Origin of the sequence: Advenella alkanexedens (assembly GCF_019132845.1) — a bacterium.
In the GTDB taxonomy this organism is placed as follows: Bacteria; Pseudomonadota; Gammaproteobacteria; order Burkholderiales; family Burkholderiaceae_B; genus Advenella; species Advenella alkanexedens.
This window is the reverse complement of record NZ_JAHSPR010000002.1, coordinates 141,080-167,610: the sequence shown is the minus strand read 5'-3', so window position 1 is coordinate 167,610 and position 26,531 is coordinate 141,080. Positions and strand designations below refer to the sequence as shown.

Here is a 26,531-nt window from a genome sequence, read left to right as displayed (position 1 = left end):
CAACGTCAGTTAAACGTAAGCTTTTAATGTGGGAAAGGCCATATCCGCAACTTCTCTTTGGCAATACTCCACAATCTTGCCAGGCCATGCGGTTCCGCAATCAGGAAAAAGACAATCAGGGCACCAAATACCATATGCTCGATGTGCGCTGCGGTATCCACGCCAATCGGGATACCCATCATGGCCGGAATCCGGTTAAGCAAAATCGGCACCAGTACAATAAAGGCGGCCCCATAGAAGCTGCCTACAATAGAGCCCAAACCACCAATAATAACCATGAACAACAGCTGGAAAGAGCGATTCAGGTCAAAGGCCAGGGGCTCCCATGAGCCCAGGTGCAAATAACCCCATAGCACGCCGGATACCCCGATAATGAACGAACTGACCGCAAAGGCGCTGAGCTTGGCATACATGGGGCGAATGCCAATGACCGAAGCCGCCACGTCCATATCACGGATCGCCATCCATTCACGGCCAATCGCACTGCGCACCAGGTTTTTGGCCAACAGGGCAATAATGACCACCAGCAAAAGAATGAACAGGTATTTTTGTACCGGTGTTTGCACATCCAGACCAAAGAATGTCAGTGGTGGTACCGACACACTGCCTGAGGAAGAGTAGTTCGTAAAGAACGGAATCCGCAGGAATGTCCAGTCGACAAAGAACTGGGCGGCCAGCGTGGCGACCGCCAGATACAGGCCCCGGATCCGCAGGCTGGGAATGCCAAACAGGATACCCACCAGGGTTGAACACAAGCCCCCCAGCAGAATCTGCAGCAGCAGGGGCATCTCGGGGAAACGCACCCCGAAATTCCAGGCTGCATAAGCACCCACGGCCATGAAGGCACCACTACCCAGTGAAATCTGCCCACAATAGCCCACCAGGATATTCAGGCCAATCGCTGCCAGGGACAGGATCAGAAAAGGAATAACAACGCCACTTAACAAATAATCACTGGCCAGGGCCGGCACCATCAGAAAGGCAACAGCCAGCAAAATCACCATCAGGACACGATCCTGGCGGATGGGAAAGATCTGCTGATCGGCCCGGTAACTGGTCTTGAACTGTCCATTTTCACGATATAACATGATGTACTTCCTTTACGCTTGCCCGCTATACGCGGTCGATAATCTTTTCACCAAACAAACCTTGCGGACGGAACAGCAGGAATGTCAGGGCCAATACATAGGCAAACCAGATTTCAATGCCCCCCCCCAGATAAGGACCCAGGTAGGCTTCCGATAATTTTTCGCCCACTCCGATAATGAGCCCGCCGATAATGGCCCCGGGAACCGAAGTCAACCCACCCAGGATAACCACCGGCAAAGCCCGCAGCGCAGCAGTGGAAAGCGTAAACTGCACACCAAACTTGGAGCCCCAGATAATGCCCGCCACCAGCGCCACAATACCTGCCACCACCCATACAATGACCCAGATCCGGTTAAGGGGGATACCAATGGATTGCGCCGCCTGATGGTCATCAGCCACCGCCCGCAAGGCACGCCCGGTAGAGGTGTACTGAAAGAAAAAGGCCAGGGCTGCCACCAGGGCTGCTGCAATCGCCGCCGCCGTCAGGTCTTCAAGATTGATTAAAATGCCGCCTTCGAACAGACTGTCCAGGATAAAAGCCGGATCTTTGGGCATGCCGACATCAATCGTGTAAACCGAACTGCCAAACAGGGTTTGACCGAATCCGTCCAGAAAATAACTGATGCCCAAAGTGGCCATTAACAAGGTGGTGGCCTCTTGATTGACCAGATGACGCAAAACCAGCCGTTCTACCAGCCAGGCAATAATCACCATTAACACCGCACTGACGATGAAGGCCAGAATATTGGCCAGCCACATGCTTTCAAAACCCAGCCACTGGGGCAGCCAGGTTGAGAACCGTGCCATTGACAAGGCCGCCACCAGTACCATGGCTCCCTGGGCAAAGTTAAACACCCCTGATGCCTTGAAAATCAGCACAAAACCCAGCCCGACCAAGGCATACAGCATGCCGCTCATCAGGCCACCAAACAAAGTTTCCAAGAAATATCCCATAATGCCCTCAATGCTCTACGCCCAGATAGGCACGAATCACTTCTTCATTTGAACGAACCTCGGCCGGTGTGCCATCGCCGATTTTCTTGCCGTAATCCAGTACCACGACACGATCCGAGATATCCATCACAACCCCCATATCGTGCTCAATCAACACAATCGTGGTCCCGTATTCATCGTTCACATCCAGAATGAAACGGCTCATATCCTGTTTTTCTTCAATATTCATGCCGGCCATGGGCTCATCAAGCAACAGCAGGCGGGGCTCCATGGCCAGCGCCCGTCCCAGGTCGACCCTTTTTTGCAGGCCATAAGGCAAACGCCCGACCGGGGTTTTGCGATAAGCCTGAATCTCCAGGAAATCAATAATGTTTTCCACAAACTCGCGATGCCTGATTTCTTCCTTTTCGGCACCAAAAATCCGGAATGCCTGTGACAGGATGCCGCTTTTCATGCGCAGGTTACGGCCTGTCATAATGTTGTCCAGCACGCTCATCCCCTTGAACAAAGCCAGGTTCTGGAAAGTGCGTGCAATACCCATTTCGGCAGCCCGGCGCGGTGTCATCCGGTTGAAATGATTCCCCCTGAACTGGATGCCACCTTCCTGTGGCACATACACCCCGTTAATCACGTTTAACATTGAACTTTTACCGGCACCGTTAGGGCCGATAATGGCACGGATCTCATGCTCTTTAACATTAAATGAAATATTGGTAAGTGCCTTGACACCCCCAAAGGACAGGGAAATACCCTGCATATCCAGGATCACATCACCAATCTGCTTTTCTCTTTCGTTCATCATTCTCAGGCAACCTTCTTCATCTTGACATCAACCACTTTGCCTTCGGCAATCTTCAGATCGGCAGAAATCTTGCCAGTACGCCCGTCCTCAAACTTGACTTCGGTCTCGATAAACTGGTGTTGCCGGCCTTCAAACAGGGCATCGATAAGAACCTTGTATTTTTCGGCAATAAATGCCCGTCGCACCTTGCGGGTACGTGTCAGCTCACCATCATCCGGGTCCAGTTCTTTATGTAAAATAAGGAAGCGGTGAATTTGCAGGCCAGCCAGCATTTCATCACTGGCCACATCCATATTGACCTGATTGATACAATCGGCAATCAGGTCATAAACCTCGGATTTGGAAGCCAGGTCGGTATAACCGGCATAGGCCAGGCCACGACGTTCGGCCCAGTTGGCCACCGCTTCAAGGTCTATATTCACAAAGGCGCACACAAAATCCATATTGGCGCCAAACGCCACCACTTCCTTGATGTACGGGAAAAACTTCAGCTTGTTTTCGACATATTTGGGTGCAAACATGCGGCCATCGCTTAACTTGCCCACATCCTTGGCACGGTCAATAATCTTGAGCTGCCCATTGGCATCAATCACCCCGGCATCACCCGTGTGATACCAGCCATCTTCGGTAAAAGACTCTTTGGTGGACTCGGGGTTTTTATAATATTCCTTGAACAGGCCCGGGCTTTTGATTTGCACCTCGCCATTGTCTGCAATCCGCAGTTCCACCCCTTCAACGGGCGGCCCCACGGTATCGGCCCGCACGTTGCCATCACTTTGCACGCACACAAACACCGAGGTTTCGGTAGATCCGTACAATTGCTTTAAATTGATACCGATAGATCGGTAAAAAGAAAACAGGTCGGGACCAATCGCCTCACCGGCCGTATAAGCCACCCGCACCCGGCTCATGCCCAAGGCATTACGCAACGGCCCATACACCAGCACATCACCCAGCATATATTTGAAACGGTCCCATAAACCTACCGACTCTTTATCAAGGATACGCGTACCCACCCGCTTTGCCAGCGCCATACATGACTTGAACATGGTTTTTTTCAGGCGGCCAGCGTCTTCCATCCGGATCATGACCTGGGTCAGCAAATCCTCCAGAACCCGTGGTGGAGAAAAATAATAGGTGGGGCCGATATCGTGCATATCGATAGACACGGTAGCGGGTGACTCAGGGTGATTCACGGTAAAACCGGTCACCAGCAACTGGGTATAGGAAAACATGTTCTGGCCAATCCAGGCCGGTGGCAAATAAGCCAGCACCTCTTCCTTGTCGGTCAGGTTTTCAAGCCTCTGGATAACACGGGCCCGGTCGATCAGGGCATGATGGGTCAGCACCACTCCTTTGGGTTTACCGGTGGTACCCGAGGTATAAAACATGGCCGCCGTATCATCCGCCGACAGACTGTTTACGGTTTCCAGATAAAAATCGGGGTTGGCGCTCTCATACTCTTGCCCCTTTTCCTGCAGGCTTTCCCAGGACAGCAGCAATTCATCAGTGTAATGACGCAGGCCGCGCGGATCATCGTAGACCACATGGGCCAGATCAGGCACCTGTTCGTGGATCTCGATCATTTTATCCACCTGCTCCTGGTTTTCAACCACCACCACCCGCACTCCGGCATCTTGCAGCACATAAACCATTTCCTGTGCCACCGCATCCTGATACATAGGTACCGGGATGGCCCCCAGCGACTGGGCTGCCATCATGGCCATATACAGGCGGGGACGGTTCTCACCCACCACCGCTACATGATCATTTTTCCTGACACCCAATGCGGCCAGGCCGCAGGCTGTTTGCCGAACCTCTCGGGCCACCTGGGCCCAGCTTAAGGTTTGCCAAATTCCCAAATCCTTTTCACGCAATGCCGGTTTATCAGCGCGAACGTTCGCGTGATGCAACAGCAAGGCAGGAAATGTGTCCAGGCCCGTTTCCGAACCTGTACCAGACATAGCGTACGCCATGTTGCCTCCTTTTATATTGTGTCTCTAGCATGATTGCTTCCGGTTGGTTGAATTGCCCACAAAACTTTAAATTGGAAATAACAGAACCGGACACATCAATCTTATTTAATTATTCTTTGTAATGTATTGCAAAGTTAGCCTGTTGAATGTAATCTAACTGTCGTTATGGTGACATTCCAACCGCTTCTAGGGTAAGTCCTTATGACTGAATTTGCTCCACATTTCTCCAGCTGGTTCCTCCTTCTTACTCCCGAACATCAAGAACGGGTCAAACAGGACATCAAAGTCCACCACTATCCGTCTGGTGCCATGATTGTGCGCAAGGGCGAGTCTTCCGATCACTGGATTGGCGTTATTGAAGGATTGATCCGCATTTCGGTGGGCAATGCCGAAGGCAAGGTGGCGGCGCTCATTGGCATTCCTTCCGGGGGCTGGGTGGGTGAAGGCAGCCTGCTGAAAAAGGAACCACGCAAATATGACATTATTGCACTGCGCAATTCCACCATTGCCAAAATGCCCGTGCATACATTTGAATGGCTGCTTGACAACAGCATCCCGTTCAACCGCTACCTGCTGCACCTGCTGAACGAACGGGTGGGACACTTTGTGGGCAAAGCCGAGCACGACCGTCTGCTTAATGCCGATGCCCGGATTGCCCGCTGTCTGGCCGAACTATGCAATTCACGCCTGTATCCGGGCATTAGCAACCGCATGGAAATTACCCAGGAAGAATTGGGCTACCTGGCCCGGGTTTCGCGCCAGCGGGCCAACCAGGCCCTTAAGAAACTGGAAGCAGACGGCCTGTTAAGCGTGGAATACGGGGCCATCTGTGTACAAGACCTGGAAGGCCTGCAAAACTACGGCAGCTAAGCAGGCTTAAGCGTAATTGCGGTGACCAAAAATGGCCGAGCCTATCCGTACCTCGGTTGAGCCCTCCTGGATGGCCCATTCAAAATCTCCGCTCATGCCCATGGAAAGCGTGGGTAGCGCCAAACCGGTCAGATCCTGACATTGCCGCCTTAGATGACGCAAGGCAGAAAAACACGCACGCACCGCTGCCTCTGAGTCGCTGTTTTCCGCAACCGTCATCAATCCCATGGGACGAAGGGTTGATATGGCTTTCAATTCCTGCAAAAAGGCCGGAACCGCTTCGGCAGGCATCCCTGTCTTGGTTTGCTCGGGGCTGGTTTTCACCTGAACCAGCACATCCAACGTGCGGTTTTCAAGCTGCAGACGCCTGTCCAGGGCCAATGCCAGGTCCAAACGGTCCATTGACTGGACTTCAGCCGCATAACGGGCAACCTCTTTGGCCTTGTTGGTTTGCAAATAACCAATAATGACCCAGTCAATGGGATACTCCGAAAACACTTCGGCCTTTTGCTTCATTTCCTGCACTTTATTTTCACCGAAACGGCGCAGGCCGGCATCAATGGCTTCCTGCAATACATCGGGGCCAAAGGTTTTACTGACCGGCAAGATCCGTACACTGTCAGGCTCACGACCGGCCCTTATACAGGCCTGCTCCACCCTGTCTTTAACTTCTTTGTAACGTTGTGCCAGCATTACCCCTGCTCCTGTAGAAAAAAAACCAGGGTCAATTTTACCCCAGCACCGGTCACCTGCCATAATTTCAGTATAATTCAATTTTCAAATAAACCACCTCTGCAATATCGACATGAGCCACAACAAGCCACACCAACTTTCCATGACTATTCTGATGACCCCCGACATGGCCAATTTTGCCGGCAATGTACATGGCGGCACCATTTTGAAATATCTTGACCAAGTGGCCTTTGCCTGTGCCAGCCGATATGCCGGCTCTTATGTCGTTACCCTGTCGGTGGACCAGGTCGTGTTCCGTCAACCCATTCATGTGGGTGAGCTGGTTAATTTCTACGCATCGGTTAACTACACCGGCAAGACCTCCATGGAAATTGGCATAAAAGTAGTCACGGAAAATATTCGTGAGCAATTCGTGCGCCACACCAACAGCTGCTATTTCACCATGATTGCGGTTGACGACAATGGCAAACCCACCGCCGTCCCCCAGCTTGTTCCTTCAACGGAAGAAGAAAAACATCGTTTCATTGCCGCGCAGCAACGCCGCGAGCTGCGCCAGGAAATGGAAAAACGTCACGCTGAGATCAGGGCAAACAACTAAGCCGGCCGGTTTTAAAAATTTGATATGCCGTGCCAGCCACACAACCTAACGGGGCGTAATTTTAGCCAGCATAATACGTTTGCGCCAGCGCTCGGTATCGTGCTGGATGAATTTTTCTATATTCAGACAAACATTATCAACAGGCTTCAGCCCTGTTTTTTGCATGGCCTGCTTGACACGGGCATCGGCCAGGGCACCGCGCAGCACGGAACGCATCCGGGAAACCACATCACCAGGCACATTTCTGGGGGCCGCCATACCAAGCCAACCCTCCAGGACAAAGTCCGGATGCAGTTTTGCGGTTAAATCAACCTCATTCATATCAATACCCGGGATATCTCCGGTTATGGCCAACACACGGATCTTTTTTTCTTTAAGCAAATCGTGCACAAAGGCACCATCCAGGAAGGCAAACTGTATGCCATTAATCGCCAGTTCATGCAAAAGCAGGCTCCGGTTTTTATAAGGCATCACGGTTATATTCACATCTGCATAATAATTGAACAAACCGGCCGCCACCTGCGAGGTACTGTTGTAATAACCAATACGGTAATCAGGCGGATTCAAACGAATGGCATCCAGCAATTGTGAAAACGTACGGAATGGACTGTCGACCGGCACCACCAGCGCAGCCCCAAATGTACCGATCATGCCAACATTGACCAGATCCTGTTCAGGAGAATAGGAAACTGTTTTTTGCAACATACTGTTAACACTTTGGGTTGAGTGTGTTGAAAACAAAAAAACACTGCCGTCATCCGCGGACTGGGAGACATAATCGGCACCAATCATGCCGCTTTCCCCGGCCATTTGCATGATTTGCACATTACTACCCGTTTTTTCATGTACAAAACGGGAAAAAACCGTAGCAAAATCGTGAAGGTTTTGGGAAAGTTGGGTACCCGCCACCACTGACACCTGCGGAAACTGAACCTTACCGGGATGAATATGATCTGCCCAGGCATGGCCTGCCAATGACAGCACACCCAGCACAGACAACAGCGACCAACGCATTAGTGCATAAACCCTTTATACATGATCATGTTACAAATAACGATGCCTATTAGTAATTAAGCAGAGAACACAAAAATTTGCCCCATAGCAGCAAGGGGCAAACAGACCATACTTACAATGCGCAAACTTCACTTGATTTATTGACTTATTAATTTGCAGCAATTTTACTACAATTTACCAAAACTTACATTAAAAGTTACAAAACCCCTTTTATTTTCATTTTACAGCGGCAATACCTTAACGGCTGCCGACCCGGCAGACACACCCATCAACATTCTCCCCATTACCTGCTACACTTCCTGCATTTCCCATTTCATTAAACTCGGCAATGAATCAAGCACTTACATCCCTGACAGAACAACTCAAACTGACTTCACTGGATAAAGACACCTTTCTTGGTCAAAGTGTTGACCTTTTTGGCTCAGGACGCGTATTTGGCGGCCAGGTCCTGGGGCAATCACTCATGGCCGCTTCCCGAACTATCGCCAACCCTAAGCGGGAAGCACACTCCATGCATGCATATTTCCTGCTGCCCGGTGATACCAATGAGCCTATTCGCTATGAAGTGGAACGCATCCGCGATGGGGGCAGTTTCTCGGCGCGCCGGGTAGTGGCGATCCAGCGTGAACGACCCATTTTCTTCATGTCAGCCAGCTTTCAGGCCGCTGAACCGGGGTTTGAACACCAGGCCACCATGCCAACCGTACCATCGCCCACCAGCCTGCAAAGCGAAGTGGAGCTATTCCGGGCCATTGCCAACGAATTACCACCCACAATGGCAGAGCGCGCCATGCAAGCCCCCCCTCTGGACATTCGTCCGGTTAACCCCATCAACCTTTTGAATCCAGGCGCGCATCTCCCCTATTCTCACGTCTGGTTCAAGGTCAATGGCTCGCTGCCCGAAGACCCGCTGCTGCATAAATCCATGCTGGCCTACACCTCTGACTTGCACTTGCTGGATACGGCTTTGTTACCACACGGGCAATCCTTCCTCAACCCCTCCTTGCAAATGGCCAGTATCGACCATGCCATGTGGTTTCACCGGCCGATAAACATGAATGACTGGTTACTGTATGCCTTGGAATCACCCAGTGCCAGTAATGCCAGGGGCTTTTGCCGGGCCAATATCTTTGATCGCCATGGCCATCTGGTTGCCTCTTGTGCGCAAGAAGGCCTTATTAGAAAAGTGCCTGCAAAAACCTGAACGAAACACTTTATTCCGTGTCTGGGGCAAAGCCCCATTCACGCAGCAAGGCTGTCACCATCTCCTGGCTAACCAGCAAAGAGCCATCGCGTGACAGGTGTGTACCGTCCGAATACAGGAAGCGTCCCGCCTGCATGGTTTGGCACAGCTGTTCACCACACAAAATGTCATAAGGATCAATAAAAATCACATTAAAACGAGAGCGGGCGTATTCAGCCAGCATTTGGTTAATGTGCCAGGCATTGCCTTTTTCGCGGGGCAATGTCAGATATCTGGCACAAGTCAGTGGTAAATAGGCCGGCCTGTCCACACAGGAAGACAAGCCCGCCTGCGAACCCGCCCCGGGCGGGGTACCGATAATAATCAACTTGTTATCCAGGCCAATACGCTCATGGATGGCATCAAAATTGGCTTGCAAAAAGCGTAAGTACGCATCATCCGTCAGGCGAACCCGCTCACCATCGGTGGTACCCAAGGTATTTTGGTAATTACGGAAGCTAATTGCATAGATCAGGGGAATCCGGTTCGTGAAAGCGGTGTGCAAGGCATAATCAAGCCTGTCCTGGCAATCCTGGCGGGCAATACCGTCCAGAATGCGGGTGTAACCCGGACCAAAAAAACAGCCATCTTCAAAGGAAGTGTCTATTTTTACGCCCTGCCCGGCCAACACCTGGTCTAGCCCATAGGCAAACTGCCGTGCATAACTGTCCCCCAGAAAAACCGCCTCATGAAACAGGGCCCGGGGATCGCCAAGCGTTTGACTGCCCATCCCGTATCCGGCACCCCCATACTGCTCTTCGTGAAAACGCGGGGAATCAAAAGTATGCTGGGAAAACTGCGTATTCATCCTGAAAGGCATGCCATTTTGCGTCAGAATAAAAAATGCCGGCAGCAATACCACCGCCACAACCCCTGCCCGCTGCAATATTTCCTTGAAATACCAGCTGGACAAATTCATGCGTCGGAAACGGTTTTCAACCAGTACATACATGGCATAACCCAAAAACAGCGGCACGATCACCAGAGCCCATTGTTCTACGGGCATCAAGGGACGATAAATATAATACTTATAAAAAACAATCAGCGGCCAGTGAATTAAATACACCGAATAGGAAATCAGCCCGATAAATACCACCCAACGGTTTCTGAGCAGCCAGCCGGTATAACGGGCACCACTGGCAAAAATACACAAAGCCGCCCCCAAGGCGGGCACCAGACCGTTAAACCCCGGAAAAGCAGTGGTTTTATCAAACACGAACACCCCCCATGCCAGCAGCGCAAGACCCGCCAGCATGATCAATTCCTGCCAGATATTGGCCAACACAAAACGGCGTACCGCAAACACCAGCAAACCGCCAATGGCAAACTCAAACACCCTGAAGGGTGTCAGAAAATAATTGGCGGAAGGATCCACCTGCGTATACCACTGTGAAGCCAGCAGGGAAAGCAGTCCGGTTAATGCCAGCACCCAGGGTAACCAGCGGGCATTCAGCCGGCAAGTACCATAAACAATAAACGGCCAAACCAGGTAAAACTGCTGCTCTACCCCCAATGACCAGGTGTGCAGCAAGGGGTTGGTTTCTGAAGACGTATCAAAATACCCCGCACCCAGCCAAAACTTGATATTGGAAATAGAAAAAAAGGCATAAATGGTTGACTCTGCCAATGCAATATAATCACCCGGAGAAAAAACAAGAAAGCCCAGAGCCAGGCACAATACCAGGGTCAATAAAAGGGCCGGATACAAACGCGCAATTCGCCGTGCCATAAACCGGGCAAAGCTGAAGGAACCAGCCTGGCAATTATCGATGAGGATGCGGGTAATTAAATACCCTGAAATCACAAAAAAAACATCAACGCCTGTAAAACCGCCTCCAAAGACAGTAAACCCGGCATGGAAAAACAAAACCGCCATCACGGCAACAGCGCGCAACCCGTCCACCTCGGGCTGGTAGCCGGCACGGGGAGCCTCATGAACCGGAACAAGCAAAGACATAGTGCCCAACACCCAAAAAACAGCAACAGTAAAGAAAGATATCTTAACCCATATTACAAAGGGCAAAATTTGGTTAGAACAATTTATCCTGCCTCAAACAAAGACAATTAAATATCAGAAAACTTCTTCAGCCCCCGAAATTTACCCGAAACCTGTAAAATAATTTTTTAAATTACAGGAGTTTAAAGCGGCACGCCGCCCACAAGTCATGGATATCCTTATCATTTTAGGACTCATTCTAGTCAATGGTCTTTTCGCAATGTCGGAAATCGCCATTGTTTCATCCAAACGCATTCGCCTGCAAAACAAAGCCGATAACGGCAGCAAAAGCGCCGCGGCCGCCCTGAAGCTGTCAGACAGCCCAAGCCGTTTTCTTTCTACCGTGCAAATTGGTATCACCCTTATCGGGATTTTTAACGGTGCCTTCGGTGAGGCCTCAATCGTATCCAGACTTACTCCTTTTTTCCTGAATATTCAACCCATTAGCAGCTATGCCTATGAGCTCTCACTGGCAACTGTGGTGATTGGCATTACCTATGCCTCCTTGATTCTGGGCGAACTGGTGCCCAAGCGTATTGCCATGCAATACCCTGAAGCGGTGGCCATGTTTATCTCGGTGCCCATGACCTGGCTGTCACGTATCGTGTCACCCTTTGTTGCCGTTTTGTCGTTTTCCACCGATTTTCTCATGAAAATTTTGCGGCTGGACCAAAGCAAAAACAGCTCATTAACCGAAGAAGACATTAGCGGCATGTTAAAGGAAGGCGCCACCGCCGGCCTGTTTGAAAAAACCGAACACGACATTGTGGCACGCGCCCTGCAACTGGACGACAAACACATTAACACCATCATGACACCACGCTCGGACATTCACTACATAGACCTGAATGCGCCGCTGGAAGAAACCCTGCTACGCATTGCCAACAGTCCCTACTCCCGCTTTCCCGTCTGTCAGGGTGGGCTGGACAATATTATTGGCATTGTAGATGCCGGCAGTCTGTTCGAACAACAAATCAAGCAGCAACAAATCAACATCCAGGCCATTACCAAAACGGCCCTGTATGTACCCGAAACCATTAGCGCCATGGACTTGCTGGAGGCCCTGCAAAAAAACCGCTCTGAAATTGCCGTGGTGATTAATGAATATGGCGAGGTCGAAGGCGTGGTGACCCTGCGCGACATCCTGAAAGTACTGGTTGGCCACGCGATTCCTATCAATGAAAATCATGTTTCCGATGCCGTTCAACGCAAGGATGGCTCATGGCTGTTGGATGGCGGTGTTTCACTGGACCGCTTCCGTGAAATTTTTTCTTCCTCAGTCAGATTTCCCGAAGAGGAAGACGAGGACTACCACACCATCGCCGGCTTCATCATGCACCAATTGGGGCACATTCCCACTGAAACCGAAAGCGTGGAATGGGAAAACTACAAATTTGAAGTCGTGGACATGGACAAGCACCGTATTGACCGGGTGCTGGTGTCTGAAATCGTTGTTGACAGCGATGACAGTACGTTTGATGGTGAGTAACCACCCCGGTGCTATGCGCCCCCCCCTGCGCAGAGGGGAATTTTCCTTCTTTGTGGAAACGCCTGCGTATGCATACGCGTTCCCACGCGGCGCGTGGGAACAAATCGTGATCAAAAGTTAAAACAATGAAAATCCTGTTTACCAATTTCCACAAACGCAATGGCGGCGGGCATGCCACGTATATTCTCAACCTACTGGGCCAGCTGGCGCCTGAACATGAATGCTTCGTGGCCACCCCCGGCACCAGCCGCCTGTACCGCTTTGCCCAGGCAGTTCCCAATGTACGGGTCATCGACCAGAGCTTCAACTCTCGCATTGGCAAGCTCCTGCCCGAAATAAAGCAACTCAGAAAGCTGATCCAACAGGAACACTTTGACATTATTCATGTGAATGCCTCGGCCGACCACCGCCATGTCATGCTGGCCTGCCTGGGGCTGCGGCACCGCCCTAAAATCATCTTTACCAAACACAATGACCACCCCGTGGGCAGTTTTGGGCACACACTAAGGGCCAAACTGGCTACCGACCGCATCATTGCAGTGAGCCGCTTTGTGGCGGACATGTTCAAAAACTCGCCCTATGCGGCCATCCCGCTGGACATGATTCACCATGGCATAGACACCTGGTATTTTGCACCCGCCAGTGCCCGGCATAAACAACAATGCCGCCAGGCCTTGCTGGGTAACGAAGCCGCAAATACCGGGCTAATATTACTGGGCAGCACCGGTGGCACCGATTATGAAAAAGGCTGGCTGGAAATGGTGCAGGCCGTATCGCAACTGCCCGAACACCTTAAAAACCGCTGCCGCATTATCATGGCCGGTGACCCGCCCAACGAAGAAAAAATGAACCGGGTCAAAGCCCTGGGTATGGAACAGCAACTGGTTTTCCCGGGCCTGGTTGACGATGTGCGGGATATTCTGGCGGCCTGTGACCTGGGCTTTGTACTGTCACACAAAGAAGCGCTGTCTTTTGCCTGCCGTGAAAGCATGGCCCTGGGCCTGCCCACCATTGCCAGCAACGCCGGTGGCCTGCCCGAAAACATACAGCATGGCAAAGACGGCTGGATTGTACCGACCAAAGACCCGCAGGCCTTGCAAACACTGCTACAGGAAATTCTGGATAACCCAGCGCTGCTTCATGAAGTTTCGATGGCCAGCCGCCAAACGGCCGAACAGCACTTTAACCTGGACACCTTTGCCCACAAAACCCTGAACACTTACCGGCAGGCTTTGGGCCTGACCTTAGCGCCATGATACCTATTCTGATGTACCACCAAATTACCGACATGCCCCCCAAGGGCACGCCTTACCGTGGCCTGTGCGTGCCAGCCAAAAAATTTGCGCAACAAATGCAATGGCTTAAACGGCTGGGTTACCGTGGCCTAAGCATGCAAGACCTGCTGCCCTACCTGGAAGGCAAAAAAAGCGGCAAAGTGTTTGGCATTACCTTTGATGACGGCTACACCAACGTGCACGACAACGCCCTGCCCGTTTTGCAGGCACTGGGCTTTACCGCCACTACCTACTTTGTGGCTGGACACCCGGGCGGGCACAACCACTGGGATATTGAAAAAGGCATTCCCCGGTCTGAACTAATGAACGAACAGCAAATCCAGAACTGGGCCAATGCCGGCCAGGAAATTGGCTCGCATACCATAGATCATGTTCATTTAACCCAGCTGCCGGAAGATGAGGCTCGACAGCAAATTGAAGCTTCCAAACACGGCCTGGAGGCCGTATTTGGCGTACCGGTTACCGCCTTTTGCTACCCGTATGGAGATGAGTCTGCGGCGATAAGGGAAATGACCCGCCAGGCGGGCTACACCAATGCCACTTTAACGGTAAAAGGACTGGCACTGAAAGAGGATGATTTGTTTGGCCTGCCACGTGTTACGGTTTCAGGCAATATTGGCCTGGTCGCGTTTTTAATGAAATGCCTGACGCAAAAAGAGCATAAGCGACGGGTGAAGAAAGAAAAACAACCCTGAGTCCGGCTAAGGAAAACCAAAGATCAATCAAGCGCCGGTTAATCAAACAACTCACTATTACGCAAGCTACTTCCTGACCGGTCTTTGGCAGATAAAACAGGAGCCGCTGTCAATGGCCAGCGTATATCAATCTCCGGATCATCCCAGGCTATGCAACGCTCATGTTCAGGCGCATAGTAATCACTGGTTTTATACTCCACCTCGGCCACCTCGGACTGCACCAGAAACCCATGTGCGAAGCCTTCAGGTATCCAAACCTGACGTTTATTGTCAGCGCTTAACTCTTCAGCCACCCACTGCCCAAACGTGGGCGATGAGCGACGCAGGTCCACCACCACATCGAAAATCCTGCCTACAACAACTCTTACCAGCTTGGCCTGCGGCTGTTGAATTTGGTAATGCAACCCCCGCAACACATTGGCCTGGGAACGGGAATGGTTGTCCTGTACAAAATTTACCCGCCGTCCCACAACCTGTTCAAACTTCCCGGCATTAAAGCTTTCCATAAAAAACCCGCGCTCATCGGCAAAGACATCGGGTTCAACAAGCAAGACATCGGGAAGGCGGGTTTTAGTAATTTTCATGGTTCAATTATTTTTAAGCAGATGCAATTAATGACCGCTCTTGGCTGATGCAGACACAAATGAGCTGATCTATATTCACGACAGACTCGCCTGATTGACCAAACCCATCCTGGATTAAGTTATTGCCAATAAACCCGGTAGCCTCGGTTACGAAAATTGTCATAGTAAACTTTAAATTTGCCCAGAATCACACAAAACAATTACCAATTATTATGCTTGTTCAAGATTATCATCTCTTCAAGTGTTATTTACGGGTATATTACTAGTGTTTTTATAATTAGCATAAATCATATTATTTCAATAATTGAAAGTTTATATGCCTGCCATTGTAATCTTCTACAGTGCACTAAAAATCAAAAATTTCGGTAAACTCTTAACAATATGCGCTTAACATCCCAGTCACGTTTTCATAAGCTGTATGAAAAAATTCTGCTTTCCCGCTTTGTCTCAATGCTGCTGGGTTTTATATTGTGCGTAGTATTACCCTTTTATATTCATTACGGTTTCAAGACTTACTACCATATTGATCAAGGTCAGTTCAATGCCTTAATCATTAGTTCAATTGCCTTCATACTCACACACATCTGGTGCAACTACCTGACCAACTCTTATCCGGGCGGAAGATCGGCAGTCCTGCTGGCTCCACAAATCATTACTGTTTACGGATTTTGCATTCTAACAACTTTCCTGTTTCAGTTTCCCATTTCACGACTCATTTTGGTAACCAGTGGTTTAGCCACCCTATTCTGGTTGCACATTGAATACATACTGACCTTTAGAATGCGTAAGCCCAAATTGGCTGTCGCCAATCAGGCCAAAACGCAGGAATTGATCTCATTAAGTAAAAAAGGTCATGACATTCGAGTACTGGAAACACCCAACCTGAATAATGTCCGCTATGATGCCGTGGTTGCGGATTTTAAAAGTATTACACCAGAATGGGAACGTTTTCTGACAAAATGCGCCCTTAACCGTATTCCAGTCCTTAACTCAGAGCAGGTTTTTGAGTCCCTGACAGGACGAGTCAGAATCAGGCATATGACTGAAAACAACATTGGCTCATTGCTGCCTTCCCCTTTTTTTGAGTTTATTAAGACTAGTTTTGACTGGGTTGTCGTACTCCTGACACTTCCCCTCACCCTGCCACTGGTCCTGATTACTGCCTTGCTGGTAAAACTGGAGTCTCCCGGACCTGCCATTTTCTGTCAAAACCGGGTTGGTAGAGGCAACAAGCCATTCCGGATGTATAAAATCAGAAGCATGCGCCATGATACTCAGACAGAATCCACCGAAGTGTTTGCCGAGGAGGATGATCCCAGAACGACCAGAGTTGGCAAAATCATAAGAAAATTGCGCATCGATGAACTGCCACAGTTTTTGAATATTCTGAAAGGCGAGATGAGTCTGATTGGCCCCCGACCTGAACAACCCAGTTTTGTAGAAGAATATGACAAAAAAATACCCTTTTACAGTTACCGTCATGTTGTAAAACCCGGCATTACTGGCTGGGCACAGGTACGATATGGATATACCTCAGATACTGAAGAGGCCCAGATCAAGATTGAACATGATTTCTTTTATATTAAACATTGTTCAATCTCACTGGATTTTTACATTACGTTATTAACTATAAAGACTATGCTGACTGGGTTTGGTGCCAGATAACTAAGCTTGATTCAGCAAACTCAATAAATATTGCCCATAACCTGTTTTTGCCAACGGTTTGATTTTCTCCATTAACTCTTCCCTGGACAGCCATCCATTCCGGTAACCGATTTCTTCCAGACAGGCTATTTTTAAACCCTGTCGGTTCTCGATGGTTTGTACAAAATGTCCTGCCTCCATCAGACTGCCATGCGTTCCTGTATCAAGCCATGCAAAACCGCGCCCCAGCAATTCAACGTTTAACGTGCCCTGCTCCAGATACATTTGATTAATGGTAGTAATTTCCAACTCACCACGAGCAGAAGGCTTTACATTTTTTGCGATGTCAACAACCTGATTATCATAAAAGTACAAACCCGTCACTGCCCAATTCGATTTGGGTTGAAGCGGTTTTTCTTCGATAGAGATGGCTTTAAAGTTCTCATCAAATTCAACCACTCCAAAGCGTTCCGGATCCTGAACATGATAGCCAAATACCGTAGCACCTTCTTTACGCCCTACGGCTTGCTCCAGCTTATTACCAAAACCCTCACCAAAGAAAATATTGTCCCCCAGTACCAGACAGACACTCTCGTTCCCGATAAATTCTTCACCAATAATAAATGCCTGCGCCAAACCATCGGGACTGGGTTGAATGGCATAACTGAGATTAATCCCATAATCGGATCCGTCACCCAACAAACGCTTATACCCATGCATATCCTCGGGCGTACTTATAATTAAAATGTCTCTGATACCAGCCAGCATGAGCACTGACAAAGGGTAATACACCATAGGCTTATCATAAACAGGTAACAACTGCTTTGATACACCTTTCGTTATAGGATATAGCCTTGTTCCTGAACCACCCGCTAAAACAATTCCTTTTGTCATATTATTTTCCCAAGCCTAAACGTTGTTGCTGATAGGTTCCCGCTTTGACGCGTTGCCACCAGTCCTCATTATCCAGATACCATTGAACCGTTTTCCGTAAACCGGTTTCAAACGTCTCTTTGGGTTGCCAACCCAATTCCCGTTGAATTTTACTTGCGTCGATGGCATAACGTGCATCGTGACCGGGGCGGTCCTGCACATAAGTAATTAAATCCGTGTAGGCAGCGATATGTTGCGTATGCGGATTATTGACTACTGGCCTCAACTGTTCCAGTAAGGAACAAACCGCTTTCACGACCTCAATGTTTTTTCTTTCGTTATGACCGCCAATATTGTAAGTTTTACCAGTCTGCGCCTGGGTCATGACGGAATAAAGCGCCTCTGCATGATCCTCAACATATAACCAATCCCGTATTTGCTCACCTTTTCCGTAAACGGGCAATGACTTGCCACTCAGGGCATTTAGAATAATCAGGGGAATCAGTTTTTCAGGAAAATGATAGGGACCATAATTATTTGAGCAATTGGTAATTAAAACAGGTAAACCAAAAGTCCGCCCCCACGCCCTTACCAGATGATCACTGGATGCCTTGGAGGCGGAATAAGGGCTACTGGGTGAATAGGGTGTATCTTCGACAAAAAGGTCTGTCGTACCATGCAAGTCGCCATACACCTCATCGGTAGAAATATGATGAAAGCGGAAGTTACTCTTGACTTCATCCGTCACACTGGACAGGTATGAGCGTGTTGCCTCAAGTAATGTATAAGTGCCCACTATATTAGTCTGGATGAAAACACCCGGTCCGTCAATTGAACGGTCAACATGACTTTCAGCGGCCAAATGCATAATATGCGTTGGCTGATATTGTTTAAAAATGGCATTAATCTTTTCGGCATCACAAATATCAACCTGCTCAAAATGGTAGCGCGGATTGTTTTGTACCGCAGCAACCGAATCCAAATTACCAGCATAAGTCAGTTTATCAATATTAATGACGGTGTCGTTTGTGTTATTGATAATATGCCGTACAACCGCCGACCCAATGAATCCGGCACCACCAGTAACTAAGATTTTTCGATTTATCATAATACTCATAACTTACAGAACAGTGATTTGGATCAAGATGCGATGCTATCCCTGAATCAGCAACTTTGCTTTTTTATAAAATTCAAATCAGTTTTAATGATAATCATTTAAAAAAAATTTCAACATGTGTCTTCTTGTATCTTATACCAAATGCAAGTAAGATGGGTGTTGAATTATTCTGAATAAAAAAACACAAACCCAAAAAACGTTTTGGTCTCTTCAGTTGCAAACTGATGACCGCCATACTGTTTCATGTAATTGCTATGCTCAACCTGACAAAGAAATCTTTTATTTCACTAATTTTTTAAAAGGAATGGTCGTCTTCTCGTGGTCAATGCAAGTAGATTTTCCCTGTCTCAAAAAAGCTCGCGGATTTTATGGGCTTTTTTAATTTCCTTAATATTTGTATCTATTCTTTGTTTTTTCTTTGAGCCATATTGGAATACAAACGATGATATCGGCATGTCAATGGTGGCTCACGGCTATGGGTTTGCCGCAGTAAGTTCACCAACTTTGGTTTTTTCCAATGTTGTCTGGGGCTATCTTGTTCGTGCCATCCCTCAAATAAATGGGATATTAGGGTATTCCATCATCACCCTCGGTACGCTGGTCGGAATAGGAACGGCCATATTATTCGTATTACGCCAATTTGGAATTGGCTGGCTGGTATCTCTATTCGTAATATTATTTTTACTTGTACGCCCTGTCCTTTTCCCTCAATTTACCATTAATGCCGGCCTGCTTGCTGTAGCAGCAATTGCATGTTGGTCTCTTTATGAACAACAGGAAAACAAATATGCCTTGTCAGCGGGCTGTGTTCTTGCATTCTGCAGTTACCTTGTGCGTAATCATGAGTTCTTACTGATCATACTCATTGCATTACCATTCCTGCCCTGGTCAAAATTACTTAAAGACAGGACAGCACAAGCTGCTGCAATCGGTCTTTTACTGGCCATCAGCATTGCCACCTTTATAGACTATCAAGCATACCAAGGCAGTGAATGGCAGGCATTCAACGCATTAGACCCTGCCCGTGTACCGTTTACGGATTTTGGCGCGGCCGTTCAACTCAATCAGCATCCGGAAATTCTGTCACGACATAGTTACAGTACGAACGATATTTCTTTAATTCAAGCATGGTTCTTTGCTGATCCGACTATTGCAAATCCGACCGCATTAAATGCAATGCTAGCCGAACTGGGTCCTCTCGCAGCCCAACCCAACTCACTCAACAATGGTTGGGAAGGTATTCAGGCGCTTGCGCACCCTGTTTTGCTACCTGGCGTTTTGACAGCCATATTATTGTTTTTCATATTACCAAGTCGAAAGCTATTCATAACTTGGGTACTTTGTCTTATGGCCCTATTTGCATTAGGCATGCTTGGTCGACCCGGTATTCTGCGAGTTTATATTCCTGTGTTGGCTTTAATGTTAATTGCCCCCTTCCTTGAGCACAATACCAACCACATAAACAAGCGATTATCTTGGTACTTTGCACAAGTAGTGATCGTAGTAGCAGCAATCTTCAACACCATACAAGTTTTCTCTGATTCCAAGGCTGCACAACTGTACTCAGAATCAATCCGCGAGAATCTATCTGGTTTCCCGGATCATACCGTTATAACATGGGGGCTAGCATTTCCTTATGAAAATGTTTATCCGGTTCTAAAACAATCAGAGTCTGCCATGAAATACCAGCATTACAGTCTGGGAACAGATACTCTTGCGCCATTTTCACGGGCATTTCTTGAAGAAAAAAACGGTACAGGCATGATTGCGCGACTGATTTCCAAAGAGGGTGTTCCTATTATTGCTGACAAACCCCTGTTTGATCTGCTCGCCATTTACTGCAAAGAACATTTTGATGGGGATTTGGAAGAGCTTGTCAGCCAGCAATATGGCCACATTCATCTTAGTTGGCGCCGTTGTAATACCCAAAAGTCTCAATAAGGGTAAAGCCGGCTCAGTGCAATGTCATGAGCAATAATTAACGCAGATCACAAAAGGAAGAATGATGAATCAGAAAGTTCCGTTCAATTGGCCCCATATGACGGGTAAAGAACTTCATTACATCGCAGAGGCACACCTTAATGGCAGCCTTGCCGGTGATGGCCCCTTCACAAAACGTTGTCACGCCTGGTTAGAGCAAAAAAGCGGCACAGCCAAGGCATTGCTCACACACTCCTGCACCGCTGCTTTAGAAATGTCCGCGCTATTGCTGGATATTAAACCTGGTGATGAAATCATCATGCCTTCATATACTTTTGTGTCAACAGCCAATGCTTTCGTGCTTCGCGGTGGTGTTCCTGTCTTCGTTGATATTCGAAACGACACCTTGAACATTGATGAAACCCTCATTGAGGCAGCGATCACCCCGCGTACACGAGCCATCGTCGCAGTACATTATGCCGGTGTTTCCTGCGAAATGGACACCATTATGGAAGTTGCCAAACGCCACCACCTTCGGGTAGTTGAAGATGCTGCCCAAGGCTTAATGTCGTACTACAAAGGACGGGCGCTAGGCAGTATTGGTGATCTGGGGACATACAGCTTTCATGAGACAAAAAATGTCATTTCCGGAGAGGGCGGTGCATTATTGGTCAATGATCCTGACTTGAAGCTGCGTGCAGAAATCATCCGTGAGAAAGGGACGGACCGCAGCCGTTTCTTTCGTGGAGAAATCGATAAATATACCTGGCAAGATATAGGTTCTTCATTTTTACCAGGAGAGTTGATCGCCGCTTTCCTATGGGCCCAGTTTGAAGAAGCCGAACGTATCACAACCCAACGGCTGGCAAGCTGGCAGCATTATCACGGTCAACTTGAAACGCTTGAGGCCAAAGGGGTGCTACGTCGTCCAGTCGTGCCTGAGTCCTGTCAGCACAACGCACATATGTACTACGTGCTCATCGCACCGGATATTGACAGGCAGAAAGTTTTAGCCAAATTAAAGCAACAGGGAATTTTGTCTGTATTCCACTACATCCCCTTGCACTCATCACCCGCTGGCCTAAAGTACTGTAAGACACATGGCGATCTCGAGGTAACTGTTCGTCAATCCGAACAATTGATTCGATTACCGCTTTGGGTAGGTCTTTCTACCATGCAGCAAGACAAGATTGTTGAAGTTTTATGTGATGCAGTAAGTTGATATTATCGTCATGAACCTCAAAATGCCCGGATCCCCCAAGCTCGGTATTGCCCAGAGAAGCCTAACGCAAAGACACACGCCAAAATACGCTACAATAAGTAAAAAAAGTTACTAGAAAAAAACAACATAATTCAATATCAAATACCCATGCAACTTTAGAGGGGAGCATTTCATGGAGAGGCACAGGTCAAAAAGCACGGCTGACCCAGTGGTATCTGTATCAAGCGAGACACACAAATCCGACTCATCACCGAAAACCATATTATTTCTTGGTGCCAGCTCCCAACAACTGGCACCGATCAAATACGCACGACAAGCCGGGTTTAAAATCATTACATGTGATAATCGACCTCACAATCCAGGCCACAAACTGGCAGATTGTTCTTACGATATAAGTACAACTGCTTTGCAAGACATTTGCGATAAGGCCGAAGAGCAGGAAGTTGATGCCGTTATTGCCTATGGTACCGATGTAGGTGCTCCCACCGCGGCCTGGGTCAGCGAACGTCTGGGCCTGAATGGCAACCCATACAATGCCGTCATCACCTTGACCGATAAAGGCAAATTCCGCCAATTTCAGAAAGAGAAAAAGCACTTCACTCCCAAGTTCTTGATTTTAAATCAGGAGCGCTTGAAAAATGAAGCCGACTTACCTGCAAAGATTCTTGAAGAACTGGATCTTCCCCTTATTATCAAGCCGGTTGATGCCAGTGGTAGCAGGGGTATTAACCGTGTCCATGAAAAGGAACAATTGCAAAATGCCCTGGCACTTGCCGCTGAAAACTCAAGAAGTGGCGACATCATTATTGAAGAGATGATTCCCTATATAGGCTATCAAATCTGTGGTGAAGGTTTTTTGCATAATGGAAAAATTATCTTTCATGCATTTGCCGATGAACACTTTACACCTGGTATATCACCCCCCGTTGGTGAAACCTTCCCCAGTTCAGCAAGTGAAGCACAGGAGCAAAAAGCGGTTGGCGTCCTCCAGGACATTTTCAGTACATTAGGCATGCGCCAGGGGCCATTTAATTTCGATTTGTTTTACCTGCCCAATGGTGAAGTATTTGTTATTGAAATCGGTCCCCGTAACGGTGGCAACCGGATGCCGGAAGCCATTGCCAATGCTTACGGGGTCGATATGATCGCAGCAACCGTCGAGTCTGCTCTGGGTAACGATGTACAACTTGAAAGGCAATGGCTTCGTTATAGCGCAACCTATTCTGTCCATAGTAAAAAACCAGGCATATTTGAACGTGTTGAATACGATCCAAAAATCCAGCCACATATCGTCAATGAACAAATGTTTGTCAAACCCGGTGAAAAGGTACAAAGGTTTTCACAGGGCAGTGACATGCTCGGCTGTCTGATTCTGACATTCGACAGCCAGGATCAAATGATCTCAATGATGCAAGACATGGATCAGCTTATCCAGGTCTTGGTTAATGATGAGGATATCCACTGATATGACAGTACCTGAAATATCCATTGTTGCAACCATGTATAAATCACAGGACTACGTAGTTGAATTTTGTGAGCGTGTGAATGCAGCCATGAGCCTCTTGGGCAAATCCTTTGAAATCATTCTGGTCAATGATGGTTCCCCGGACCGTTCTGCAGAAATCGCCAGGGAATGCTGTGACAGATTCGGAAATGTTATTCTCGTCGACTTGTCGAGAAACTTCGGCCATCACCAGGCAATGATGGCGGGATTACGTCACGCAACAGGCAATTACATTTTCCTGATCGACTCCGATCTCGAAGAAGAACCGGAATGGATCCTACAGTTCTGGCCAAAACTGTTCGAAGATAACTGTGATGTCATTTACGGTGTACAAGCCTCACGTCGAGGCAATCTAATGTCCAAAATAAGCGGGCGACTTTATTACCAAGCCACCCGACTTCTCACGGGTCTGCCAATGCCTTTTGACCTGGTTACCGCACGTCTGATGACACGTAAATATGTCGATGCACTGCTTCAATTTAAGGAGCGTGAAATAGACATTGCTGCGCTTTGGGTATTGACGGGCTTCAAGCAGCAAGCCTTTCCCGTCACCAAGCACGACAACAGTCCGACCACATACACGCTAAGTAAAAAAATCGCCCTGCTAATAGACTCCATTACTTCCTATAGCAATCGCCCATTGCTTGGCATTTTTTATTTTGGCGCCATCATGGCCATGGTTTCCAGTGCCTTCGCGTTTTACCTTATCCTTAACCGTATTTTCTTTAATTCATCACTTGAAGGCTGGACTTCGGTCATGGTGTCTATCTGGCTGATTGGCGGCTTGATTATTTCTTTCATAGGAATAATCGGAATCTACCTGGCCAAGGTTTTCTCGGAAACCAAACAACGCCCACTCATGATCGTCAAAGAAATATATCCAGGTAAGCACTTGAGCAACCAAGGGAAGAACTATGATTAACGAGTACCTGAAACAGAACCGGTCTGTTATTCAACGTGCCCAAACCTTCAATAATGACCAGCTTGAACGTCACGCCATCTCCCCGCAGGGTGTTGGCTGGAACGGTGAAGAATCACAATCTATCCGCTATGAACAACTGCTTCGTATTTTACCGTCTGCGCCCGATACAGGCATTACGATCAACGATGTAGGCTGTGGTTATGGCTTCCTGTGGCACATGTTATCCGACAACAACAATATTGTTAAATATCGTGGCTATGATATTTCAGACAATGCGTTGGTCACATCTGCCCGAGCACAAATGAGCGCAGCCGATGACCGGGTTGAATTCCACCATTTATCGGATATTGAAATTGCCGATTACTCGGTCGCCAGCGGAATTTTCGGCATGCGGTTTGACTTCGAACCAACCGAGTGGCATGCATATATCCTTGATACACTTGATGTCCTGGATCAATACAGTCGTCATGGATTCGCATTCAATATGCTAACTTCCTACTCGGATCCAGACAAACTGAAGAATGATTTATACTATGCGGATCCCTGCCTCTACTTCGATATCTGCAAGCGCAAATACGCCAGAAATGTTGCATTACTGCATGATTATGGACTTTATGATTTCACCATTTTGGTAAGAAAAACGTGAGCATATCCACCCGGCTCAACTCTTCCCCTGAAGATCTGCCTGTTTACTTAACTATTGATGTTGGTCCCACTGATGCGGTAATGGGTCATGGTCATGCTGCAGCCCCTTCATGGGAAGTCACCTTCCAGGGTCTTGAATCCCTGTTCAAAACCATTCCCTTCCTTGAACAACAGATACAACGTGCTTTGCCAGTCACCTGGTTTGTCAGGGCTGATCGATTTATTCATCATCAGTTCGGTGATCGCCTCGCTATTATCAATCGTTTCCTGGATAACATGGGCAAACTGATCCATGATGATGGGCATGAATTGGGCTGGATGCCACAATTACCTTCCGGTCAGGCCAATGGGATCATGTATGAAGACCTGCTCAACACTTGCCAGGCTGTTAGAAGCATTGTGCCAACTCTGAACAGTGTCCGCATGGGGGATTGCTACCATGATAATACCAGCATGCAAGTGCTCAATCAGCTGGGCATTCGCTTTGATAGCTCTGCCCTGCCTGGCCGGGTGAAACATGATGCTGGCTGGTGCATGGATTGGCAAAAAACGCCACAATTTGCCTACCATCCTTGTCATGATGACTACCGTCTTGCCGGGCACCCCGCAATGGACATACTGGAAGTGCCACTGTCAGTCGCCCCCATTTTGGCTCCTTACGATTCAGTAGCCTTATTGCGTTACCTGAACCCCTGTTATGGTACTGATATCTGGTCTCAGGGATTCAATGAACTCATTGCAACAGCACCTTATATGGTGCTTATTTTGCATCCTGATGAACTGGTATCACGCAACACTCCGGGCCATCCACTTGTATCGTACTCACAAGAAACCCTCATCAACAATATCCTTAACATGATTGATAGAGCGTCCCTCCTGGGGCGAAAAATCTCTTTTCAAACCATCGGCCATTTTAACCCGGCAAACCAATTCACCATTTATTGAACTTCCTCCCCCACAAGCTTAACAAAATCCAAAGGATCAACCATATGCCATTTCGTTTCACTGACCACCTCTACATTTTTGCGACCATCGCCTTCACCGTCTATGGGCAGCTAATCCTTAAATGGCGAATGGTACAACTGGGTGAGATGCCTGTCGCATCTGCTGCGAAACTCAAGTTTCTCATCATGGCCGTATTTGACCCGGCTATCTTTTCCGGCTTTTTTGCCGCGTTCCTGGCTTCTCTGGCATGGATGGCGGCAATGACGAAATTTGAACTCAGTTATGCCTATCCCTTCATGAGCCTGAATTTCGTCATCGTTTTACTGCTCAGTGCATGGTTACTACATGAACCGATAACCATGAACAAAACCATAGGAATGGTGCTAATTGTTGTGGGAACTGTCATAGCAAGCCGAACATAACGCGGTGGAAACACGTTAA

General features: G+C 48.3%; 24 protein-coding genes. 14 read left to right on the top strand and 10 right to left on the bottom strand.

Translation table 11 applies throughout. The features are described 5' to 3' along the window. Window positions 1-23: 23 nt before the first annotated feature. Genes KU392_RS03235 through KU392_RS03220 form a run of 4 tightly spaced genes read right to left on the bottom strand, consistent with a single transcriptional unit; the run spans window position 24 to window position 4,821 of the window. The gene (locus KU392_RS03235; protein WP_169293458.1) at window positions 24-1,088 is read right to left on the bottom strand and encodes a branched-chain amino acid ABC transporter permease; all 1,065 of its coding nucleotides are present in this window, start codon (window positions 1,086-1,088) and stop codon (window positions 24-26) included. Between the two features lie 25 nt (window positions 1,089-1,113). Beyond that, window positions 1,114-2,043, bottom strand: a complete 930-nt coding sequence (locus KU392_RS03230) for a branched-chain amino acid ABC transporter permease (protein WP_169293457.1) — start codon at window positions 2,041-2,043, stop codon at window positions 1,114-1,116. 7 nt (window positions 2,044-2,050) lie between these two features. After that, the gene (locus KU392_RS03225; RefSeq protein WP_169293456.1) at window positions 2,051-2,845 is read right to left on the bottom strand and encodes an ABC transporter ATP-binding protein; all 795 of its coding nucleotides are present in this window, start codon (window positions 2,843-2,845) and stop codon (window positions 2,051-2,053) included. 2 nt (window positions 2,846-2,847) lie between these two features. Further along, on the bottom strand, window positions 2,848-4,821 hold the full coding sequence (locus KU392_RS03220; protein ID WP_217734551.1) for an AMP-dependent synthetase/ligase: 1,974 nt from the start codon (window positions 4,819-4,821) through the stop codon (window positions 2,848-2,850). 201 nt (window positions 4,822-5,022) lie between these two features. Between KU392_RS03220 and KU392_RS03215 the strand changes: the two genes are divergently transcribed. After that, entirely contained in the window at window positions 5,023-5,691 is a 669-nt protein-coding gene (locus KU392_RS03215; protein WP_169293455.1) for a Crp/Fnr family transcriptional regulator, read from the top strand. A gap of 6 nt (window positions 5,692-5,697) precedes the next feature. On the opposite strand, the gene KU392_RS03210 is transcribed toward KU392_RS03215, so the two are convergent. Then, window positions 5,698-6,384 carry a YggS family pyridoxal phosphate-dependent enzyme gene (locus KU392_RS03210; RefSeq protein WP_169293454.1) on the bottom strand — a complete coding sequence of 229 codons (687 nt, stop codon included), beginning with the start codon at window positions 6,382-6,384 and terminating at the stop codon, window positions 5,698-5,700. Between the two features lie 112 nt (window positions 6,385-6,496). Between KU392_RS03210 and KU392_RS03205 the strand changes: the two genes are divergently transcribed. Next, on the top strand, window positions 6,497-6,982 hold the full coding sequence (locus KU392_RS03205; protein WP_169293453.1) for an acyl-CoA thioesterase: 486 nt from the start codon (window positions 6,497-6,499) through the stop codon (window positions 6,980-6,982). Between the two features lie 45 nt (window positions 6,983-7,027). Here the strand turns inward: KU392_RS03205 and KU392_RS03200 are convergent, their stop codons facing one another. Continuing rightward, entirely contained in the window at window positions 7,028-7,996 is a 969-nt protein-coding gene (locus KU392_RS03200) for a Bug family tripartite tricarboxylate transporter substrate binding protein (RefSeq protein ID WP_169293452.1), read from the bottom strand. A 328-nt stretch (window positions 7,997-8,324) separates the two neighbouring features. Here KU392_RS03200 and KU392_RS03195 point away from each other — a divergent pair, with 328 nt between their 5' ends. After that, on the top strand, window positions 8,325-9,200 hold the full coding sequence (locus KU392_RS03195; RefSeq protein WP_217734550.1) for an acyl-CoA thioesterase: 876 nt from the start codon (window positions 8,325-8,327) through the stop codon (window positions 9,198-9,200). 10 nt (window positions 9,201-9,210) lie between these two features. Here the strand turns inward: KU392_RS03195 and KU392_RS03190 are convergent, their stop codons facing one another. Beyond that, on the bottom strand, window positions 9,211-11,196 hold the full coding sequence (locus tag KU392_RS03190) for an acyltransferase family protein (RefSeq protein ID WP_217734549.1): 1,986 nt from the start codon (window positions 11,194-11,196) through the stop codon (window positions 9,211-9,213). Between the two features lie 208 nt (window positions 11,197-11,404). Between KU392_RS03190 and KU392_RS03185 the strand changes: the two genes are divergently transcribed. The 3 genes from KU392_RS03185 to KU392_RS03175 all read left to right on the top strand — a co-directional run bounded on the left by KU392_RS03185 (window position 11,405) and on the right by KU392_RS03175 (window position 14,714). Next, entirely contained in the window at window positions 11,405-12,724 is a 1,320-nt protein-coding gene (locus KU392_RS03185) for a hemolysin family protein (protein WP_217734548.1), read from the top strand. A gap of 125 nt (window positions 12,725-12,849) precedes the next feature. Beyond that, window positions 12,850-13,980, top strand: a complete 1,131-nt coding sequence (locus KU392_RS03180; protein WP_217734547.1) for a glycosyltransferase — start codon at window positions 12,850-12,852, stop codon at window positions 13,978-13,980. A gap of 11 nt (window positions 13,981-13,991) precedes the next feature. Further along, window positions 13,992-14,714: a polysaccharide deacetylase family protein gene (locus KU392_RS03175; RefSeq protein ID WP_217734546.1), complete on the top strand. Its 723-nt coding sequence runs from the start codon at window positions 13,992-13,994 to the stop codon at window positions 14,712-14,714. Between the two features lie 38 nt (window positions 14,715-14,752). Here KU392_RS03175 and rfbC read toward each other — a convergent pair whose 3' ends face one another. After that, complete coding sequence (gene rfbC / locus KU392_RS03170) at window positions 14,753-15,298, bottom strand: dTDP-4-dehydrorhamnose 3,5-epimerase (RefSeq protein ID WP_217734545.1); 546 nt, start codon at window positions 15,296-15,298, stop codon at window positions 14,753-14,755. A 381-nt stretch (window positions 15,299-15,679) separates the two neighbouring features. Between rfbC and KU392_RS03165 the strand changes: the two genes are divergently transcribed. After that, entirely contained in the window at window positions 15,680-16,963 is a 1,284-nt protein-coding gene (locus tag KU392_RS03165) for an exopolysaccharide biosynthesis polyprenyl glycosylphosphotransferase (RefSeq protein WP_217734544.1), read from the top strand. On the opposite strand, the gene rfbA is transcribed toward KU392_RS03165, so the two are convergent. Both rfbA and rfbB read right to left on the bottom strand, forming a co-directional pair. Next, window positions 16,964-17,836: a glucose-1-phosphate thymidylyltransferase RfbA gene (gene rfbA / locus KU392_RS03160; RefSeq protein ID WP_217734543.1), complete on the bottom strand. Its 873-nt coding sequence runs from the start codon at window positions 17,834-17,836 to the stop codon at window positions 16,964-16,966. Window position 17,837: 1 nt separating this feature from the next. Beyond that, the gene (gene rfbB, locus KU392_RS03155) at window positions 17,838-18,923 is read right to left on the bottom strand and encodes a dTDP-glucose 4,6-dehydratase (RefSeq protein ID WP_217734542.1); all 1,086 of its coding nucleotides are present in this window, start codon (window positions 18,921-18,923) and stop codon (window positions 17,838-17,840) included. A 327-nt stretch (window positions 18,924-19,250) separates the two neighbouring features. On the opposite strand from rfbB, the gene KU392_RS03150 reads away from it, so the two are divergent. From KU392_RS03150 to KU392_RS03120, 7 genes are all read left to right on the top strand, one after another. Beyond that, complete coding sequence (locus KU392_RS03150) at window positions 19,251-20,873, top strand: hypothetical protein (protein WP_217734541.1); 1,623 nt, start codon at window positions 19,251-19,253, stop codon at window positions 20,871-20,873. 61 nt (window positions 20,874-20,934) lie between these two features. Continuing rightward, window positions 20,935-22,074, top strand: coding sequence for a dTDP-4-amino-4,6-dideoxygalactose transaminase (gene rffA / locus KU392_RS03145; protein WP_217734540.1), 1,140 nt, complete (start codon window positions 20,935-20,937; stop codon window positions 22,072-22,074). Between the two features lie 406 nt (window positions 22,075-22,480). Next, window positions 22,481-23,539 (top strand): ATP-grasp domain-containing protein, encoded by a 1,059-nt coding sequence (locus tag KU392_RS03140; protein ID WP_217734539.1) that lies wholly within the window; start codon window positions 22,481-22,483, stop codon window positions 23,537-23,539. 1 nt (window position 23,540) lies between these two features. Beyond that, window positions 23,541-24,500, top strand: coding sequence for a glycosyltransferase family 2 protein (locus tag KU392_RS03135; protein ID WP_217734538.1), 960 nt, complete (start codon window positions 23,541-23,543; stop codon window positions 24,498-24,500). Continuing rightward, the gene (locus KU392_RS03130) at window positions 24,493-25,146 is read left to right on the top strand and encodes a class I SAM-dependent methyltransferase (protein ID WP_200236051.1); all 654 of its coding nucleotides are present in this window, start codon (window positions 24,493-24,495) and stop codon (window positions 25,144-25,146) included. Before KU392_RS03135 ends, KU392_RS03130 begins: the two co-directional genes overlap by 8 nt. Then, window positions 25,143-26,090 carry a polysaccharide deacetylase family protein gene (locus tag KU392_RS03125; RefSeq protein ID WP_200236053.1) on the top strand — a complete coding sequence of 316 codons (948 nt, stop codon included), beginning with the start codon at window positions 25,143-25,145 and terminating at the stop codon, window positions 26,088-26,090. Before KU392_RS03130 ends, KU392_RS03125 begins: the two co-directional genes overlap by 4 nt. A 44-nt stretch (window positions 26,091-26,134) precedes the next feature. Beyond that, window positions 26,135-26,512 carry an EamA family transporter gene (locus KU392_RS03120; RefSeq protein WP_217734537.1) on the top strand — a complete coding sequence of 126 codons (378 nt, stop codon included), beginning with the start codon at window positions 26,135-26,137 and terminating at the stop codon, window positions 26,510-26,512. The last annotated feature ends 19 nt before the right edge of the window (window positions 26,513-26,531 follow it).

Excerpts from the sequence above, each read along its gene's own strand:
- KU392_RS03175 (WP_217734546.1), top strand. The coding sequence starts at position 13,992 with ATGTACCACCAAATTACCGACATGCCCCCCAAGGGCACGCCTTACCGT.
- rffA (WP_217734540.1), top strand. The coding sequence starts at position 20,935 with ATGATGAATCAGAAAGTTCCGTTCAATTGGCCCCATATGACGGGTAAA.
- KU392_RS03180 (WP_217734547.1), top strand. The coding sequence starts at position 12,850 with ATGAAAATCCTGTTTACCAATTTCCACAAACGCAATGGCGGCGGGCAT.
- rfbC (WP_217734545.1), bottom strand. The coding sequence starts at position 15,298 with ATGAAAATTACTAAAACCCGCCTTCCCGATGTCTTGCTTGTTGAACCC.
- rfbB (WP_217734542.1), bottom strand. The coding sequence starts at position 18,923 with ATGATAAATCGAAAAATCTTAGTTACTGGTGGTGCCGGATTCATTGGG.
- rfbA (WP_217734543.1), bottom strand. The coding sequence starts at position 17,836 with ATGACAAAAGGAATTGTTTTAGCGGGTGGTTCAGGAACAAGGCTATAT.
- KU392_RS03215 (WP_169293455.1), top strand. The coding sequence starts at position 5,023 with ATGACTGAATTTGCTCCACATTTCTCCAGCTGGTTCCTCCTTCTTACT.
- KU392_RS03185 (WP_217734548.1), top strand. The coding sequence starts at position 11,405 with ATGGATATCCTTATCATTTTAGGACTCATTCTAGTCAATGGTCTTTTC.
- KU392_RS03205 (WP_169293453.1), top strand. The coding sequence starts at position 6,497 with ATGAGCCACAACAAGCCACACCAACTTTCCATGACTATTCTGATGACC.
- KU392_RS03225 (WP_169293456.1), bottom strand. The coding sequence starts at position 2,845 with ATGATGAACGAAAGAGAAAAGCAGATTGGTGATGTGATCCTGGATATG.
- KU392_RS03190 (WP_217734549.1), bottom strand. The coding sequence starts at position 11,196 with ATGTCTTTGCTTGTTCCGGTTCATGAGGCTCCCCGTGCCGGCTACCAG.
- KU392_RS03120 (WP_217734537.1), top strand. The coding sequence starts at position 26,135 with ATGCCATTTCGTTTCACTGACCACCTCTACATTTTTGCGACCATCGCC.
- KU392_RS03165 (WP_217734544.1), top strand. The coding sequence starts at position 15,680 with ATGCGCTTAACATCCCAGTCACGTTTTCATAAGCTGTATGAAAAAATT.
- KU392_RS03235 (WP_169293458.1), bottom strand. The coding sequence starts at position 1,088 with ATGTTATATCGTGAAAATGGACAGTTCAAGACCAGTTACCGGGCCGAT.
- KU392_RS03195 (WP_217734550.1), top strand. The coding sequence starts at position 8,325 with ATGAATCAAGCACTTACATCCCTGACAGAACAACTCAAACTGACTTCA.
- KU392_RS03135 (WP_217734538.1), top strand. The coding sequence starts at position 23,541 with ATGACAGTACCTGAAATATCCATTGTTGCAACCATGTATAAATCACAG.
- KU392_RS03210 (WP_169293454.1), bottom strand. The coding sequence starts at position 6,384 with ATGCTGGCACAACGTTACAAAGAAGTTAAAGACAGGGTGGAGCAGGCC.
- KU392_RS03220 (WP_217734551.1), bottom strand. The coding sequence starts at position 4,821 with ATGGCGTACGCTATGTCTGGTACAGGTTCGGAAACGGGCCTGGACACA.
- KU392_RS03130 (WP_200236051.1), top strand. The coding sequence starts at position 24,493 with ATGATTAACGAGTACCTGAAACAGAACCGGTCTGTTATTCAACGTGCC.
- KU392_RS03200 (WP_169293452.1), bottom strand. The coding sequence starts at position 7,996 with ATGCGTTGGTCGCTGTTGTCTGTGCTGGGTGTGCTGTCATTGGCAGGC.
- KU392_RS03230 (WP_169293457.1), bottom strand. The coding sequence starts at position 2,043 with ATGGGATATTTCTTGGAAACTTTGTTTGGTGGCCTGATGAGCGGCATG.